Annotated in this window: 8 protein-coding genes; 3 read left to right on the top strand and 5 right to left on the bottom strand. The window is 66.6% G+C overall.

The genetic code is table 11. The features are described 5' to 3' along the window. Positions 1-8: 8 nt before the first annotated feature. On the bottom strand, positions 9-2,324 hold the full coding sequence (locus BRADO_RS03155) for a Tex family protein (protein ID WP_011923863.1): 2,316 nt from the start codon (positions 2,322-2,324) through the stop codon (positions 9-11). A 196-nt stretch (positions 2,325-2,520) separates the two neighbouring features. Between BRADO_RS03155 and BRADO_RS03150 the strand changes: the two genes are divergently transcribed. After that, complete coding sequence (locus tag BRADO_RS03150; protein ID WP_011923862.1) at positions 2,521-4,581, top strand: ATP-dependent helicase; 2,061 nt, start codon at positions 2,521-2,523, stop codon at positions 4,579-4,581. Between the two features lie 429 nt (positions 4,582-5,010). Here the strand turns inward: BRADO_RS03150 and BRADO_RS03145 are convergent, their stop codons facing one another. Continuing rightward, complete coding sequence (locus BRADO_RS03145) at positions 5,011-5,970, bottom strand: fatty acid desaturase family protein (RefSeq protein WP_173363481.1); 960 nt, start codon at positions 5,968-5,970, stop codon at positions 5,011-5,013. A 13-nt stretch (positions 5,971-5,983) separates the two neighbouring features. Beyond that, positions 5,984-7,009, bottom strand: a complete 1,026-nt coding sequence (locus BRADO_RS03140) for an alpha/beta fold hydrolase (protein ID WP_011923860.1) — start codon at positions 7,007-7,009, stop codon at positions 5,984-5,986. Between the two features lie 815 nt (positions 7,010-7,824). On the opposite strand from BRADO_RS03140, the gene BRADO_RS03135 reads away from it, so the two are divergent. After that, a complete protein-coding gene (locus tag BRADO_RS03135; protein ID WP_011923859.1) occupies positions 7,825-8,877 on the top strand; it encodes an LLM class flavin-dependent oxidoreductase in 1,053 nt (350 codons plus the stop codon). Between the two features lie 199 nt (positions 8,878-9,076). On the opposite strand, the gene BRADO_RS03130 is transcribed toward BRADO_RS03135, so the two are convergent. Then, entirely contained in the window at positions 9,077-11,188 is a 2,112-nt protein-coding gene (locus tag BRADO_RS03130; RefSeq protein WP_041756053.1) for a tetratricopeptide repeat protein, read from the bottom strand. 386 nt (positions 11,189-11,574) lie between these two features. Between BRADO_RS03130 and BRADO_RS03125 the strand changes: the two genes are divergently transcribed. Next, entirely contained in the window at positions 11,575-15,111 is a 3,537-nt protein-coding gene (locus BRADO_RS03125) for an autotransporter domain-containing protein (protein ID WP_011923857.1), read from the top strand. A 78-nt stretch (positions 15,112-15,189) separates the two neighbouring features. On the opposite strand, the gene BRADO_RS03120 is transcribed toward BRADO_RS03125, so the two are convergent. Beyond that, positions 15,190-15,882 carry a flavin reductase family protein gene (locus tag BRADO_RS03120; protein WP_011923856.1) on the bottom strand — a complete coding sequence of 231 codons (693 nt, stop codon included), beginning with the start codon at positions 15,880-15,882 and terminating at the stop codon, positions 15,190-15,192. Positions 15,883-15,944: the final 62 nt, after the last annotated feature.

The raw sequence follows: 15,944 nt of genomic DNA, 5'->3' as shown, positions 1-15,944 counted from the left end.
TGGGCGCCTCAGGCGCCCTTGCGCCGCTCCTGGGCCTTCGCCAGCGCCGCCGCGAACGCGCCGCCGCCCGACGGCTTCTCCTCGCGCGTGGTCATGCGCGCCGCCGCTGGCGGCCGCGCGCTGGTGCGCTTCTCGCCCTTGGCGGGCAGTGGATCGGACAGCCGCAAGGTCAGCGAGATGCGCTGGCGCGGCACGTCGACGTCCAGCACCTTGACCTTTACGACCTGGCCCGGCTTCACCACCTCGCGCGGATCGTTGATGCGCTTCTCGGACATCGCCGAGATGTGGATCAGGCCGTCCTGGTGCACGCCGATGTCGGCGAAGGCGCCGAACGCCGCGACGTTGGTGACGGTCGCCTCGAGGATCATGCCGGGCTTGAGGTCGGTGATCTTCTCGACGCCTTCCTGGAAGGTCGCGGTCTTGAACTCGGGGCGCGGGTCGCGGCCCGGCTTCTCCAGTTCCTTGATGATGTCGGTAACGGTCGGGACGCCGAAGCGCTCGTCGGCGAACTTCGCCGGATTGAGCGCCTTCAGCGTCTTGGTCTCCCCGATCAGCACCTTGATGTCGCTCTTGGTCGCCTCGAGGATCTTCTTCACGACCGGATAGGCTTCCGGATGCACGCCGGAGGCATCGAGCGGATTGTCGCCGTCGCGGATGCGCAGGAAGCCGGCGCATTGCTCGAATGCCTTCGGCCCGAGCCGCGGCACATCCTTCAGCTTGTCGCGCGTCGGGAACGGCCCGTTGGCATCGCGATGCGCGACGATATTCTGCGCCAAGGTCTCGCCGATGCCGGACACACGCGCGAGCAGCGGCGCGGATGCGGTATTGAGATCGACGCCGACCGCGTTCACGCAGTCCTCGACGGTGGCATCGAGCGCGCGCGCCAGCTCGTACTGATTGAGGTCGTGCTGATACTGCCCGACGCCGATCGAGGCGGGCGGCACCTTCACGAGTTCGCCAAGCGGATCCTGCAGGCGGCGCGCGATCGAGACAGCACCGCGGATCGAGACGTCGAGATTGGGGAATTCCTTGGCCGCGAATTCCGAGGCCGAATAGACCGAGGCGCCCGCTTCCGACACGATCGCCTTGGTCAGCTTCAGGTCCGGCTTCAGCTTCATCAGGTCAGTGACCAGCTTCTCGGTCTCGCGCGACGCGGTGCCGTTGCCGATCGCGACCAGCTCGATGCGATGCTTGATGCAGAGCTGCGCAAGCGTGAGCATGCTCTCGTTCCACTGCCGCTGCGGCTCGTGCGGATAGATCGTCGCGTGATCGACGAACTTGCCGGTGCGATCAATGACGGCGACCTTGACTCCGGTGCGGAAGCCAGGGTCGAGCCCGAGCGTGGCGCGGCCGCCCGCGGGCGCGGCGAGCAGCAGATCGCGCAGGTTCGCGGCGAACACGCGCACGGCTTCCTTCTCGGCCTCCTGCCACAGGCGCATGCGGACATCGAGCGCGAGCGAGGTCTTGATGCGCGTGCGCCAGGCCCAGCGCACGGAGTCGGACAGGAACTGATCGGCGGGACGGCCCTGGCGCGAGATGCCGAAGGTCACCGCGATCCGGTTCTCATACAGCGAGGGATCCTTCGAATCCTCCGGCTCGCCATCGCCGAAATCGAGCTGCAGAATCTCTTCCTTCTCGCCGCGCAGCATCGCCAGGATGCGGTGCGATGGGAGCTTGGTGAACGGCTCGGAGAAATCGAAATAGTCGGCGAACTTCGCGCCTTCGGTCTTCTTGCCGTGGCGCACCGAGGACTTGACCGCGCCGCGGGTCCACATCTCCTCGCGCAGCGAGCCGACGAGGTCGGCATGCTCGGCGAAGCGCTCGACCAGGATCGCGCGCGCACCGTCGAGCGCGGCTTTGACGTCCTTGACCGGATTGTCGCCGTCCTTCTTGATGAACGCCTTGGCCTCGTCCTCGGGGTTCTTCATGGGATCGCCGATCAGCATGTCGGCCAGCGGCTCGAGCCCGGCCTCCTTGGCGATCTGCGCCTTGGTGCGGCGCTTCTCCTTGAACGGCAGGTAGATGTCTTCCAGTCGCGCCTTGGTGTCGGCGGTCGCCAGCGCCAGCTCGATCTCAGGCGTCATCTTGCCCTGCGACTTGATGCTCTCGATGATCGCAGTGCGGCGGGCGTCCATCTCGCGCAGATAGCGCAGCCGCTCTTCGAGCGTGCGCAGCTGCGTGTCGTCCAGCATGCCCGTCGCTTCCTTGCGGTAGCGCGCGATGAACGGAACGGTCGCGCCGCCGTCGAGCAGGTCGATCGCGGCCTGGACCTGGGCATCCCGAACGGAGAGCTCAGCAGCGATGATGGAGGCAAAATTCGACACGGTGTTCTTCCGAGATTCGTGACGGGGCTGATTGGATAGGAGTCCGCACGCGCCAGCGCAAGCGGCTGGCTGACGCTCTGTGGGCAACCGTGGCAAAAAAGACCGGTTGCGAATCATGTAAAACGCTGCCGCAAGCGGACCATGTCGTTGCACGCGAGGGGCAAATCACTGATTCTTGCGCGCTGGGAGACGATTCGTGCAGGCGATTGCGGCGACATATCTCGATGATCTCAATCCGGAGCAGCGCCGCGCCGTCGAGCATGGCGGCACGTCCGCCGCACCGGGCCCGCCGTTGCTGATCATCGCGGGTGCCGGCTCGGGCAAGACCAACACGCTGGCGCATCGCGTCGCACATCTCCTCGTCAACGGCGCCGATCCGCGCCGCATCCTGCTGATGACATTCTCGCGCCGCGCGGCGAGCGAAATGAGCCGGCGCGTCGAGCGCATCGCGCGCAAGGTGCTCGGCGGCCAGGCGGAGGCGATCACCGCGGGGCTCACCTGGGCCGGCACGTTTCACGGCCTCGGCGCGCGAATGCTGCGCGAATACGCCGAGCGCATCGGCCTCGATCCCGTGTTCACGATCCATGATCGCGAGGATTCCGCCGACCTGATGAACCTGGTGCGGCATGAGCGCGGCCTGTCCAACACGCAGCGCCGCTTCCCGACGAAGGGAACTTGCCTCGCGATCTACTCGCGCTGCGTCAATGCCGACATGCCGCTGGACGAGGCGCTGGTGCGGCATTTTCCATGGTGCGCTGAATGGGCCGGTGAGCTGAAGGGCTTGTTCGCGGCCTATGTCGAGGCCAAGCAGGCCAACGCCGTGCTCGACTACGACGACCTGCTGCTCTACTGGGCGCAGATGATGGCGGATGAAACCATCGCCCGCGAGATCGGCGAGCGCTTCGATCACGTGCTGGTCGACGAGTATCAGGACACGAACCGGCTGCAATCGCAGATCCTGCTCGGCCTGAAGCCGGATGGTGCAGGCCTTACGGTGGTCGGCGACGACGCGCAGTCGATCTACGCATTCCGCGCCGCGACCGTGCGCAACATCCTGGAATTTCCCGACCAGTTCAGCCCGCGCGCCGACATCGTCACGCTCGACCGCAACTACCGCTCGACGCAGCCGATCCTCTCGGCCGCCAACGCCGTGATCGGGCTGGCGCGCGAGCGCTTCACCAAGAATTTGTGGACCGACCGCACCGCCTCGCGCAAGCCGCAGCTGGTGACGGTGCGCGACGAGACCGACCAGGCGCGCTACATCGTCGAGCAGGTGCTGGCCAAGCGCGAGGAAGGCATCGTGCTGAAGCAGCAGGCGGTGCTGTTCCGGACGTCGTCGCACTCGGGGCCGCTGGAGATCGAGCTGACGCGGCGGAACATTCCCTTCGTGAAGTTCGGCGGCCTGAAATTTCTCGATGCCGCCCATGTCAAGGACATGCTGGCCTGCCTGCGCTTCGTCGAGAACCCGCGCGACCGCATCGCCGGCTTCCGCGTGCTGCATCTCATTCCCGGCATCGGTCCGGCCTCGGCGCAGCGGCTGCTCGATGCCATCAGTGAGAGCGCCGATCCGCTTCGGACGTTGTGCGCACAGCCGACGCCGGCCCGCGCCGGCGAGGATTGGACCGCGTTCGTGCGCACGCTGGAGCAGTTGCGGAGCTCGGACTGGCCGGCCGATATCGAGCGAATCAGGCACTGGTATCAGCCGCATCTCGAACGCGTGCACGAGGATGCCGAGATGCGCAGCGCCGATCTGCTGCAGCTCGAACAGATCGCCAGCGGCTATGCCTCGCGCGAGCGCTTCCTCACCGAGCTCACGCTCGATCCGCCCGATGCGACCTCCGACCAAGCCGGCGTGCCGCTGCTCGACGAGGACTACCTGATCCTCTCCACCATCCATTCCGCCAAGGGCATGGAGTGGAACGCGGTGCACGTCCTCAACGTGGTGGATGGCTGCATGCCGTCCGATCTCGGCGCCGGCTCCACCGCCGAGCTGGAGGAGGAGCGCCGGCTGCTCTACGTCGCGATGACCCGCGCCAAGGACGACCTGCACCTGCTGGTGCCGCAGCGCTTCTTCGTCCATGGCCAGCCGGTGCGTGGCGATCGTCATGTCTACGCCTCGCGCACACGCTTCATTCCGGAAGCGCTGGTGCCGCTGTTCGAGCGCGTGAGCTGGCCGAAGCTGCAGGCGGGGGTGACGGTTGCGAGCGCGGGGCCGCGGATTGACCTGGGTGCGCGCATGCGCGAGCGGTGGCGGTGAAGCGACGCAGCTGCTACGTAGCTACGGTGCCAGTGACTGTGCCCTCTCCCCTTGTGGGAGAGGGCTACACAGCTGGTAATCACAAACTCACTCGGGTGAGAGGTCGCCACAAATTCAGGTCTGAGTTCGTGGCAACCCCTCACCCGGCTTTCATGCTGCGCATCAAAGCCACCCTCTCCCACAAGGGGAGAGGGTACACCGTCTGTGTGGCGAGGGCTTTCTGACATCTCAGGCGACGTGGTCGGTCTGCGCCTCTCCCGCTTGCGGGGGAGGTCGCATGGCATCGCCAGATGCGATGCGGGTGGGGGATGCTCCGGAAAGACTGCCGCTGTGGCGCCCCCACCCCTACCCTCCCCCGCAAGCGGGAGAGGGGGCGCACCGATCGGGCGGCGATAGCTCGGATCCCAACTCATGACCTATGAGACTTCGCTATGTACGAGACTTCGTTCCGTCCCACTGCGTCCGAAACCACGTCCAGGTCTGGCGTGTCACCGCGACATACCCCTCGCCGCGATATTTGATCTCGCCATCGACGATGGCGTGCAGCTTCGGCAGGGCGTGGAACGGCACAGCCGGATACGCGTGGTGCTCGACGTGGTAGGGCATGTTCCAGGCGAGCCAGTGCACGAACGGCGTGGTGAAGGTGGTGCGGGTGTTGTGGAAGGCGCTTCTCGTGTGATCGCAGCCGGTGTGCTCGGCGTAGAGATAGGGGCGCAGGATCAGCTGTCCGAGCAGCAGCGGGACGACCCAGACGCACAGCAGGAGCGCGCTGTGCAGCGCGAGCGAGCCGATCAGAAGCAGCGCGTAGCCGGCGACGTAGAAACGCGCCTCGCGGACGATGATGGCGCGGCGGCCGGCGGGAACCCAGGGCACGGTCACTTCTCCGGTCAGCGCATGTTTCAGCATCAGCCTGAGACGGCCGGCCACCTGCACCAAACCGGAATAGGCGATCGCGAGCTGCGTCTCGGAGCGCGGCTTGGGGCCGACGATCAGTTCGGGGTCGCGCAGGGGATCCTGGGTGTGGCGGTGATGCTCCCAGTGGAATAGGCAATAATATTCGTAAGGCAGCCCGATCAGGAAGCCGGAGAGATTGCCGACCGCGACGTTCAGCCGGCGGCTGTCGAACGCGGTCTTGTGCGCCGTCTCGTGCACCGCCATGAACAGAAACGCGATCAGTACGCCCTGCACCGGCAGCAAGGGCAGCGCCCACAGCAAACCCTGACTCGATGCGACTGCTCCGATCAGCGCACCCACGGCGATGATCGCGCCGTAATGGCTGAGCGTGCGCAACGCGCCCTTCAGGTTGGACCGTGCGCAGAGCTGCTGCAACACCGGCGGGGTCAGCAGCTTCGAGCGGGGCGCGAATTCTTCGGTAAGCACATCGGTCATGACGGATAGCGGCTCAGCTCTGGAGAAGGGTCGAGACGTTGGCTTTGATGAAGTCGCGATCGGCCGGGATGCGCACGGGATTGCCGGCGCGATGGCCGTGGACGGATGGGATCGGCCGCAGCGCGGCAGAGCGCGCATTGATAAGCTTCGGCAGCTCGCGCTCATTGTCGCGCCAGTCGAAGTAGCGGTCGGTCTGGCCGGGCATCAGCAGCATATGCGCCTTGATGGCCGCCAGCGCGCGATCGAGATCGCCGCCAAAGGCCGCGCAATTGCCGATGTCGCCACCCTGCCAGATCGCGATCTGCGTGAGCAGATTATTGGCGTCGCGATGCGCGAAGGCGGTGTCCCAGGTCGCGGCGAGATAGTCCTCCTGCGAAGCAAAGCCCTGCTCGCGCCAGACCTCGTCGCGGTAGAACTCGTAGGACATCGCCCAGCCGGCATAGATGCGGCCCATGGCGCGCAGGCCGGCCACGGGCTTGTCCACGAAGCGGCCGTTGCGGAACGCAGGATCAGCGATCAGCGCCGCCTTCACCGCGTCGAGGAACAGGTGATTGTAGGGCGAGCAGCGCGCGCTGCCGCACACGACCGCTGCGCGCTCGACCATGTCCGGATGGAGCGCGGCCCAATGATAGGCCTGCATGCCGCCCATCGACCAGCCATAGACCAGCGCGAGCTTCTCGATGCTGAACTGCGCCTCCAGGAGCCGCCGCTGAACCGCAATGGCGTCGTGATAGCTGATGGCCGGGAACGGCGTCTCCCCGATCGGCGTGTTCGAGGGCGAGGACGACAGGCCGTTGCCGAACAAGTTCGGGATGATGATGAAATATCTGTCGGAGTCGAGAATCCCGTCCGGTCCAATCAGCCATTCGGTATCGACATGCTGGGCACCGAACGAGGTCGGATAGAGGATCACGTTGTCCTTGGCGGCATTCAGCGTGCCATAGGTCTTGTAGGCGAGCCGCAGCGACCGGAACGTCACGCCCGATTGCAGCAGGACGTCGCCCGCATCGAAGATCTGATAGTCGCCGGCTGAGGTCACGCGCGTGGTCCCATGTCATTCATGGACTGAGCCTAGGTGATGCGCGGCGGCCCGACACGCCCATTTTTTGACATGGCATGCTCGCATGAACGGCGCGGCGCCGAGCTGCCGTGCACGTCGCCCGCGCGTTCTCGTTCCCGCGGCCGCTTTCGCCCGAGTCTTGCCAAATGGAACCCCCTCGAAAAGATGAGGGCGCAGGGAATGCCGGGTGAAGGCCTCACCCATGGCCCGCCTGCGAAAAAAATGCAGGCGGCAGGTACCACAGGTTCAGCCGACAATCCGGCATTCCCTGCGCGATGGGCTCACGGCTGCTCCGAGCTCTCCCCGGGGACCGGCTGTCTTGCCCCCGTCGCCGATGGATCACCCCACCGGCTTGGCCTCAGCATCGGGAGGCCAGGACCACACGGCTTGACCGTCCGCAACGGATCGTTCGTCGGCGCGACTTGCGTCACGCTGCGCTCCGCCACGGCCACCGCATCCCCGCCTCGCGTCTCGTGACGACCGCGCGCACGCCCCTCATCGATGAGGCGGGATGAGCGCAGTAGAGCATGATTTTCGGAAAAACGAAAGAGAAATTTTGTTGGCGAAGACTGTCGTGTCCCGCACCATCAGGGGCACAGTCATTCCGGGGCAAGGCCGCAGGCCTTGAACCCGGAATTCCGAGCTGGTTTCCCTCATCTTCAGATTCCGGGTTGACGACGGAGCCGAGGGGGTTGGCGAAACCCTGTGTTTCGTCATGTCCCCTTGCAATCCGGTTCGCCCCTTCCAGCTGGCAGCGAGACGCCGTATGACGGCCGGACGGAATGGAACGAGACATGACGACACAGATCGAATTCGGCCTGGACACCTTCGGCGACGTTACCCGCGGCGCTGATGGCGCGATGGCGGCGCATGCGCAGGTGATCCGCGACGTGGTCGAGGAGGCCGTGCTGGCCGACCAGCTCGGCATCGATTTCATCGGGCTCGGCGAGCACCATCGCGGCGATTTCGCGATCTCGGCGCCCGAGGTGGCGCTGGCGGCCGTCGCCGCGCGGACCTCGAAGATCAGGCTGGGCTCCGCGGTGACGGTGCTGAGCTCGGACGATCCGATCCGCGTCTTCCAGCGCTTTGCCACGCTCGACGCGGTGTCGAACGGCCGCGCCGAGGTCATCCTCGGCCGCGGCTCGTTCACCGAATCCTTCCCGCTGTTCGGCTTCGACCTCAAGGACTACGAGTCGCTGTTCGAGGAGAAGCTCGATCTGTTCGTCAGCCTGCTGCCGCAGCAGCCGCTGACCTGGCAGGGCAATCTGCGACCGCCGCTGCGCGAGCAGCTGGTGTATCCGCCGGTCGAGCATGGCCGGCTGAAGGCCTGGATCGGCGTCGGCGGCAGTCCGGAATCGGTGGTGCGCGCCGCGCATTACGAGCTGCCGCTGATGCTCGCGATCATCGGCGGCGACCCCAAACGCTTCGCGACCTATGTCGATCTCTATCACCGCGCCATCAAGCAGTTCGGCCGCGCGACGAACCCGATCGGCGTGCATTCGCCGGGCTATGTCGCAGATACCGATCAACAGGCACGCGAGGAGCTGTGGCCGGACTACAAGACCATGCGCGACCGCATCGGCCGCGAGCGCGGCTGGCCACCGATGGGCCGCGACGAGTTCGTGCAGGAGGCTGATCACGGCTCGCTCTATGTCGGCTCGCCCGAGACCGTGGCGCGGAAGATCGCCGCAACGATCAAGGCGCTCGGCCTTTCGCGGTTTCAGCTGAAATACTCGGCCGGTCCGCTGCCGCATGCCAAGCTGATGCGCAGCATCGAGCTGTATGGCCAGGTGGTGGTGCCGCGGGTGCGAGAGTTGCTGGCGGAGGAAGTAGCGCCGGCGTCCTGAGCAGCGTGGCCGAACGGCTCGTTGGTGAGCCGAAGGTCGCGCAACCCCCACCGCCGTCGTCCCGGCCTTGAGCCGGGACCCATACCGCGTGATCTCTCTGTGGGGCACACTTAGTGTCGTTCTTCGCCAAACAGCGGCCGGTGGTTATGGGTCCCGGCTCAAGGCCGGGACGACATCGAGGGCTTGGACAAAGGGTCGATTACGACTCGGAGACGCCCGGCGCCAATCGTCCGCGCTCCCCCGCCGCCACGCGCGCCAGTTCGTCCGACGCCCGCATCAGCACGCCGTTCCAGGCCATCGGCCGCTCCTGCCTGAACAAGCGCATGGTCGGGTACCACGGAGTGTCTTCGCGGTCGCGCAGCCAGCGCCAGTCCTGGGCGTGGGGCAGCAGCACCCACACGGGCCGCGCCAGCGCGCCGGCGAGATGGGCGACCGAGGTGTCGACGGAGATCACGAGGTCGAGCGCGGTGACGGCGGCGGCAGTTTCCGCAAAGTCGGTCAGCAGCGGTGCGAGGTCGATGACCTCAGTGGCGAGATCGAGCAGCGCCGGTGCATCATCGGGACGCGGCTCCTTCTGCAGCGAATAGAGCTGCACGCCCGACGTTAGGAGCCGCGGCAGCACATCCCTGGCCGCGAGCGAGCGCTGATGGTCGCCCTTGTGCCTGACATTGCCCGCCCAGACCACGCCGACCTTCAGCGCGGGCGCGCGTCCGAGCACGTTGCGCCAGGCGGCGACCTGGATGGGATCGGCGGCGAGATAGGGCACGTCGGCCGGGATCGTCTCCAGCGTGGTGCCGAAGATGTGCGGCAGATCCATCAGCGGCAGCTGCAGATCGAACGGCGGCAACGGCTCGCCGCGCGCCACCACGGTGACGCCGTCGAGGCCGCGCAGCAGCGGCGCGATCGCCGGCTGCACCTGCAGCACGACGCTGCTGCCCATGGCGCGCACGCGCGGGATGTAGCGCACGAACTGCAAGGCATCGCCGATACCGTATTCGGCGAACAGCAGCAGCGTGCGGCCGCCGAGCGGCTCGCCGTTCCAGTCCGGCGCATCGAAGCGCGGCATGCCCGCGGACAGCTCCGGACAGTGGCGGCCCCAGCGGTGCTCGGCGAAGCCCGCCACGAGGTCGCCGCACAGCAAGAGAACATGGGCGTGATTGTACCGCGTCTGCGCGTCGTCGGGCGCGAGCGCAACGGCCTGGTGCGAGGCCGCGAGCGCCGCATCGATGTCGCCGGCATGGCGCAGCGCCACCGCGAGATTGGCGTGGCCGCGGGCATAGGAAGGATCGGCAGCGATGGCGCGGCGATGCGCAGCCACGGCCTCATCCATGGCGCCGCGCCGTTCGTGAATGATGCCGAGATTGGTGTGCGCCGGCGCGTAGCCCGGCTGCAGCGCCAGCGCATTCCTGCACGCGGCGAGGGCGGCCTCGAGTTGCCCGAGACCGTATAGGCAGGCGGCGAGATTGCTGAGCAAGACGACATTGGTCGGGTCGAGCAGGGCCGCGCGACGATAGGCCTCGATCGCCTCTGACGCCCGTCCCGCCTGATGCAGCGCGTGGCCGAGCTGCCGCGCGGCCTCGGCATCATCTGGCATCAGCTGGCAGGCGCGGCGATAGTGAAGCGCGGCATCGTTGAAGACGCCTTGGGCGAGCAGCACATCACCGAGGCCGAGATGCAGCCCGGCATCGTCCGGATCGGCTGCCAGAGCGTGCCGATAGGCCGCCGCGGCCTCATCGCGCCGGGGGAATTCGGCGAGCACATGGGCCAGCGCGCGCCAGGCGCCGGGAAAGGCCGGATCGCGCGCGAGCAGCTCGCGATAGGCGGCCTCGGCCTCATCGAGGCGGCCTTGCCGGCTCAGCGCCAACGCGAGATTCCAGTGCGCGCCGAGCAGTGCGGGATCGAGCGCCAGGGCCTGACGATAGGCAGTCTCGGCCGCGGCCAGGCGAGACAAGGCCAGCCACGCGGTGCCGAGCTTGTCGTGGATGACGGCGTCGCGCGGCCGCAGCGCTGCAGCCCGCCCAAATGCATCGGCGGCACCCTCATGCTCACCCTTCACGGCGAGCGCGTCGCCGAGCGTCACATAGGCCGGCGCGTGGTTGGGATCGCACGCGAAGACGCGGCCGAGCAGCGCTGCGCCCTCCGCCATGCGGCCATCGGCAAAGGCGAGGATCGCAGACAAGTGCAGCGCCGGCAGGTGATCGGGCTCATTGTGGAGGATCTTCGCGCACAGCGACTGCGCGGGTAAGGGCCTTCCGGCATTATAGTGATCCGCCGCCTCGATCAGCAGCCGCTCGACAGCCACAGCGCCCATGATGTCTCCGTCTCTCGCACTCGGATGCAAGCTTCAACGGCGGGTACGCCAGTTTCAGGCGGGGCAGCGAGCCCTCATCAATGCTAACGGCTGTTCATCAGGCGAATATCTGCAGACACAACCAAGTTCGACAGATCGATCGGCCATACACTTTTCTGTTAGTAAAAGTCGCGTTGCAGGCGGCAACATCGATCGCAATTACTTTGGATTGTGTGTCTTTCCGACGACAGCAACGGACGAACTGATGTCACTAACAAACCGTTAAGAATCTGAAACAAACGATTAATAGTGACGACGGCGGGACGAAGGGCCGCAGATCCGTGGCCATTTCCCGCCGGACGCGGAGCGCACCCGGCGTCGATCTTGTTAGTCTGGGGGCACTTGGAATGTCGTCGTCTGCGTATCTGAAATTCTGGAAATACGCCGCGCTGGGCTCCGCCTTGCTGCCCCTCGCCGCCAAGGCCGGCGACATCCCGACCACCCCGCCGGTCAACTTCACCAATTCGAGCACCGCAACGACCGGCTCGACCATGGTCAACGTGGTCGATTCCTATGCCAATCTGATGCTGAGCGATCCGACGCTGACCAACGGCACCGGCGTCATGGAGCAGAACCTCGCGACCGTCATCCGCATGACGCAGGGGCGGACCGCGGCGCAGACGCTCGAGGCGATCCATGACGATCGCACCAACCAGCAATACAGCGTGCTGAATGGACTCGGCGTGCTCACCGGCTATTTCATGACCGGCACCGGCGCCTCCGCCAGCGGCACCACGCCGAACAGCCTGACGCCCACCACCTACGCGCCGTACACGCTGCAGAACTTCCAGTCCAACATCAACTATCTCAACAGCGCGAGCTGGGGGGCCACCACCTTCGGCAACGGCAGCGCGACGCCGCTCGCCGCGGCGGTGAACTTCGTCAACAACACCGTCCGTGCGAACTCCTCGACCGAGCCGACCAAGCGCACCTTTGAGCGCTACATGGGCTCGACCGCGCCGGTGACGAATCCGGGCGCGTATGGCGCAGCGGTGAACCAGACCACGACGGGACCGCTGGCTGCCGCCTACGCCAACTACAACGCTGCGACCAACAAGACCGGACTTTCGACCGCCGACACCGCCAACATCGTCGTCCCCACCTATTACGGCAATCTCACGATCCCCGCCGTGTATGGCAACGCCACCAACTGGGTCCGCGGCTTCACCGTGACCCAGGCGATGATCGATGCGCAGAACACCACGAACGGCACTAGCCTGAGCTATCTCACCGTGCCGAATGTCGGCACCATCGTGAACGGCGTGCTACAGCCGACGCAGTTCTCGGTCGGCGACTACGTGCCAGGCATCGGCGCGGCGGCGCGGCCCTACCGGCTGTCGACCGATGTCAGCGTGCCGACGCCGCTGCTGCAGATCATCAACAGCACCAACCCTTACGCCGACGGCGGCTTCATCTCCGGCCACACCAATTCCGGCTATACGCAGGCGCTCGGCCTCGCCTTCCTGGTGCCGCAGCAATATCAAAGCATCCTGGCGCGCGCCGCCGACCTCGGCAACAACCGCATCCTGGCCGGCATGCATTCGCCGCTCGACGTGATCGGCGGCCGCACCTTCGCCACAGCGATCGCGGCGACGAACATCTACAATGCGCTTTATGATTCGAACGGCGACCGGGTGGACTGGACCAACCCGGCCAATACCAATGCCTATGCCGTCTACCAGGCCTACACCCAGACGCAGTCGTATCTTTCGTCATCCTGCGGCACGGTGAGCGTGCAGGCCTGCATCCAGCAGGCGCAGGGCGGCGCGGCGACGATCGCGGCGGCGTCGAAGGACATCAATCTCAGTTCGACCGATCCGTCGAGCTACACCTATCGCATGACCTATGGCCTGCAGCTCGCCGGCGCCAGCACGATCCTGCCGGAGAACGTGCCGGTGCAGGCGCAGGTGCTGCTGCTGACGCGCTTTCCCTATCTCAGCGACGCCCAGCGCACCGAGATCCTGAAGACCACCGCGCTGCCGTCCGGCTACGCGCTGCTCGACGGCAACACCTGGGACGGCTGGGGCCGCATCAATCTCTACCAGGCAGCCTACGGCTATGGCGCGTTCAACAGCGCCGTCGCTGTGACGATGGACGCTTCGCAGGGTGGCTACAATGCGTTCGACATCTGGAGCAACGACATCTCCGGTACGGGCTCGCTGACCAAGAGCGGCAGCGGCACGCTGGTCCTCGCCGGCAACGACAGCTACAGCGGCGGCACCAATGTGAACGGCGGCGCGCTGGTGGTTGCCGCCGGTGCGACGGTCACGAGCCCGATCAGCGTCGGCGCCGGCGCTACTCTCAGTGGCCTCGGCACGGTCGGCGACGTCAATGTCGCCGGCACGCTGGCGCCGGGCTATCAGGCCGTGACCGGGCTGACCGGACAGGCCGGCAGGCTCACAGTGCTCGGCAGCCTCGCCTTCACCAGCGGAGCGACCTATGCGCTGCAGTTCACGCCCGGCAGCTTCAGCACGACCAGCGTGTCCGGCACCGCGGCGCTGAACGGGCAGGTCACCGCGACGTTCGCCAGCGGCATCTACGCAGCCGGCAGCAAGGTCGCGATCGTCTCGGCGGGCGGCGGCGTGAACGGCCAGTTCTCTTCGTTCAACTACACGACCGCGGGCACCATCAACGTCACGCCGACGCTGAGCTATGACGGCCAGAACGCCTATGTCACGCTCAAGCAAGCGGCGCTCCCGTCGCTGCCGACATCGGGGGTCAGTGGCAACGGACAGCAGATCTACAACACGCTCAGCAATGCCGTGAGCAAGGGCGGCACGCTGCCGGTGTCGCTGCAGGCGGTCTACTTCCAGAGCGCGGCGGGGGTCGGCGCGACATTCAACCAGCTCGCCAGCCAGAGCGCGCCGGCGGGCGCGCAGAGCGTCGGCCAGAGCATGACCGGCTTCATGACCACGGTGCTGGACTTTGGCGGCAGCGGCCGCTCCGGCGCGGGATCGAATCCCGGCGGCTCGCCGATGATGTCCTATGCCGAGGCCAGCGGCCCGGCCGCCAAGGCAGGCAGGATCTTCGCCAAGGCCATGCCGGTCGAGCCGAGCTGGGCGGTGTGGGGCTCGGCGTTCGGCGGCGGTGGCCATATCGGCGGCGACACCGCGGCCGGCAGCCAGGACGTCTCGACGCGGATTTACGGCCTCGCCACCGGCGCCGATTATCGGCTGGCGCCTGACATGACGCTGGGCTTCGCGCTGTCGGGCGGCCAGACCAGCTTCAGCGTCGCGCAAGGCGGCGGCTATGGCAGCTCGGACTTCGTCCAGGCCGCGGCCTATGCGACCAAGCGCTTCGGCGCGGCCTATGTCTCCGGCAGCCTCGCCGCCGGCGCGCATTGGATGTCGACGACGCGAAGCGTCAACGTCGGCGCGGCCGAAACGCTGCGGGCGAACTACACGGCCCCGACCTTGGCGGCGCGGGCGGAGACCGGCTACCGCTTCGATCTCGGCTTCGGTGGCTTGACGCCCTACGCCGCGCTGCAGCTGCAGCAGGTGTGGAGCCCGTCCTACACCGAGACCAGCTCGCTCGGCGCCAACGGCTCGGCGCTGACCTTCGCCGCGCGCGACACGACCCTGCCGCGCACCGAGCTCGGCGTCTGGGCCGACCGCCGCCTCTCCGACACCTTCCTGCTGCGAGGCCGCGCCGCCTGGGCCCACGACTACAATCGCGATGCCAAAGTGAGCGCCACCTTCCAGACCCTGCCCGGCGCCAGCTTCGTCACCACCGGCGCCCGGATCGCCGCCGACTCTGCGCTGCTGTCCGGTGTCGCCGAGGTGGCGCTGACCTCGCGCTTGACGCTGTCGGGCCAGATCGACGGCCAGCTCGCGCGGTCGACGTCGTCCTGGGCCGGAACGGGCCGGATCCGCTATCAGTGGTGAGCTGACGACATCTGTGACGCCGAACGAGCCGCGTCCGAAACGACGCGGCTTTTTTGTCTGCGACCGCAACGCACGTCGTCAATTCGCCGCAGTCTCGATCCGCGCTGGCGCCTTGCGGGCACGGTCGATGTCCGGCGTCCGATAGGCCGCTTCCGGAATGGTGCCGAGCCGCGAACCGAGGACGCGCGGGCCTAGGCCATAGAACTGCTGGAAGCTCATGATCAGCGGCCGCCATTTGTCGGGATCGATGCGGTCGCCCGCGCCGTCCATCAGGATCGAACGATCGACATGGACCCGCTGCACGCGCACCTCGAAGCACTGGATGTGTCCTTTCAGGATCGCATCCTCATCGGCGATGCCATGCACCGCCTCAACGCGTGCTTCGAGCTGCACTGGACATTCGGCGACACGCGGCGCCGCGACAGTTTCTGACGCGGCGGCGGTGAGCCCAGCCACGGCAAACTTGTCAGCCACGTGACAATAACCCTTGTGGCGTTTCATCGCCGGCACCGGGTCCGATCCGGTGGTCAACGCCAGCCGATCGACCGCGGCGACGAGATCGACCGAGGGCAGGTTCAGGACGCATTCGCCAGTGCGCCACATGTTCTGTGGTGTCTTCGATCCTGCGGCGAGCCCGAGCATGCAGCGCCAGCCGAGCCAGAAGGCAGAGGACATCGGCGCGAGGTTGGCGCTGCCATCCTCATTGACGGTGCTGATCAGGACGACCGGCGTCCCGAAATAAAGGATGCCCGGCTCGATGGTCGTATGCATGGGGAGATCTCCAGGGTGATGCAGCGGCGACAGCCGCTGTCGACTCCCGGACGGTTTCCACG

The organism is Bradyrhizobium sp. ORS 278 (genome assembly GCF_000026145.1).
GTDB lineage: Bacteria > Pseudomonadota > Alphaproteobacteria > Rhizobiales > Xanthobacteraceae > Bradyrhizobium.
The sequence above is the reverse complement of the archived record's forward strand: the minus strand, read 5'-3'. Positions and strand labels throughout refer to the sequence as shown.

Bases quoted from the DNA above. Each gene is read 5' to 3' on its own strand.
- BRADO_RS03145 (WP_173363481.1), bottom strand. From the start codon at position 5,970: ATGACCGATGTGCTTACCGAAGAATTCGCGCCCCGCTCGAAGCTGCTG.
- BRADO_RS03135 (WP_011923859.1), top strand. From the start codon at position 7,825: ATGACGACACAGATCGAATTCGGCCTGGACACCTTCGGCGACGTTACC.
- BRADO_RS03130 (WP_041756053.1), bottom strand. From the start codon at position 11,188: ATGGGCGCTGTGGCTGTCGAGCGGCTGCTGATCGAGGCGGCGGATCAC.
- BRADO_RS03125 (WP_011923857.1), top strand. From the start codon at position 11,575: ATGTCGTCGTCTGCGTATCTGAAATTCTGGAAATACGCCGCGCTGGGC.
- BRADO_RS03120 (WP_011923856.1), bottom strand. From the start codon at position 15,882: ATGCATACGACCATCGAGCCGGGCATCCTTTATTTCGGGACGCCGGTC.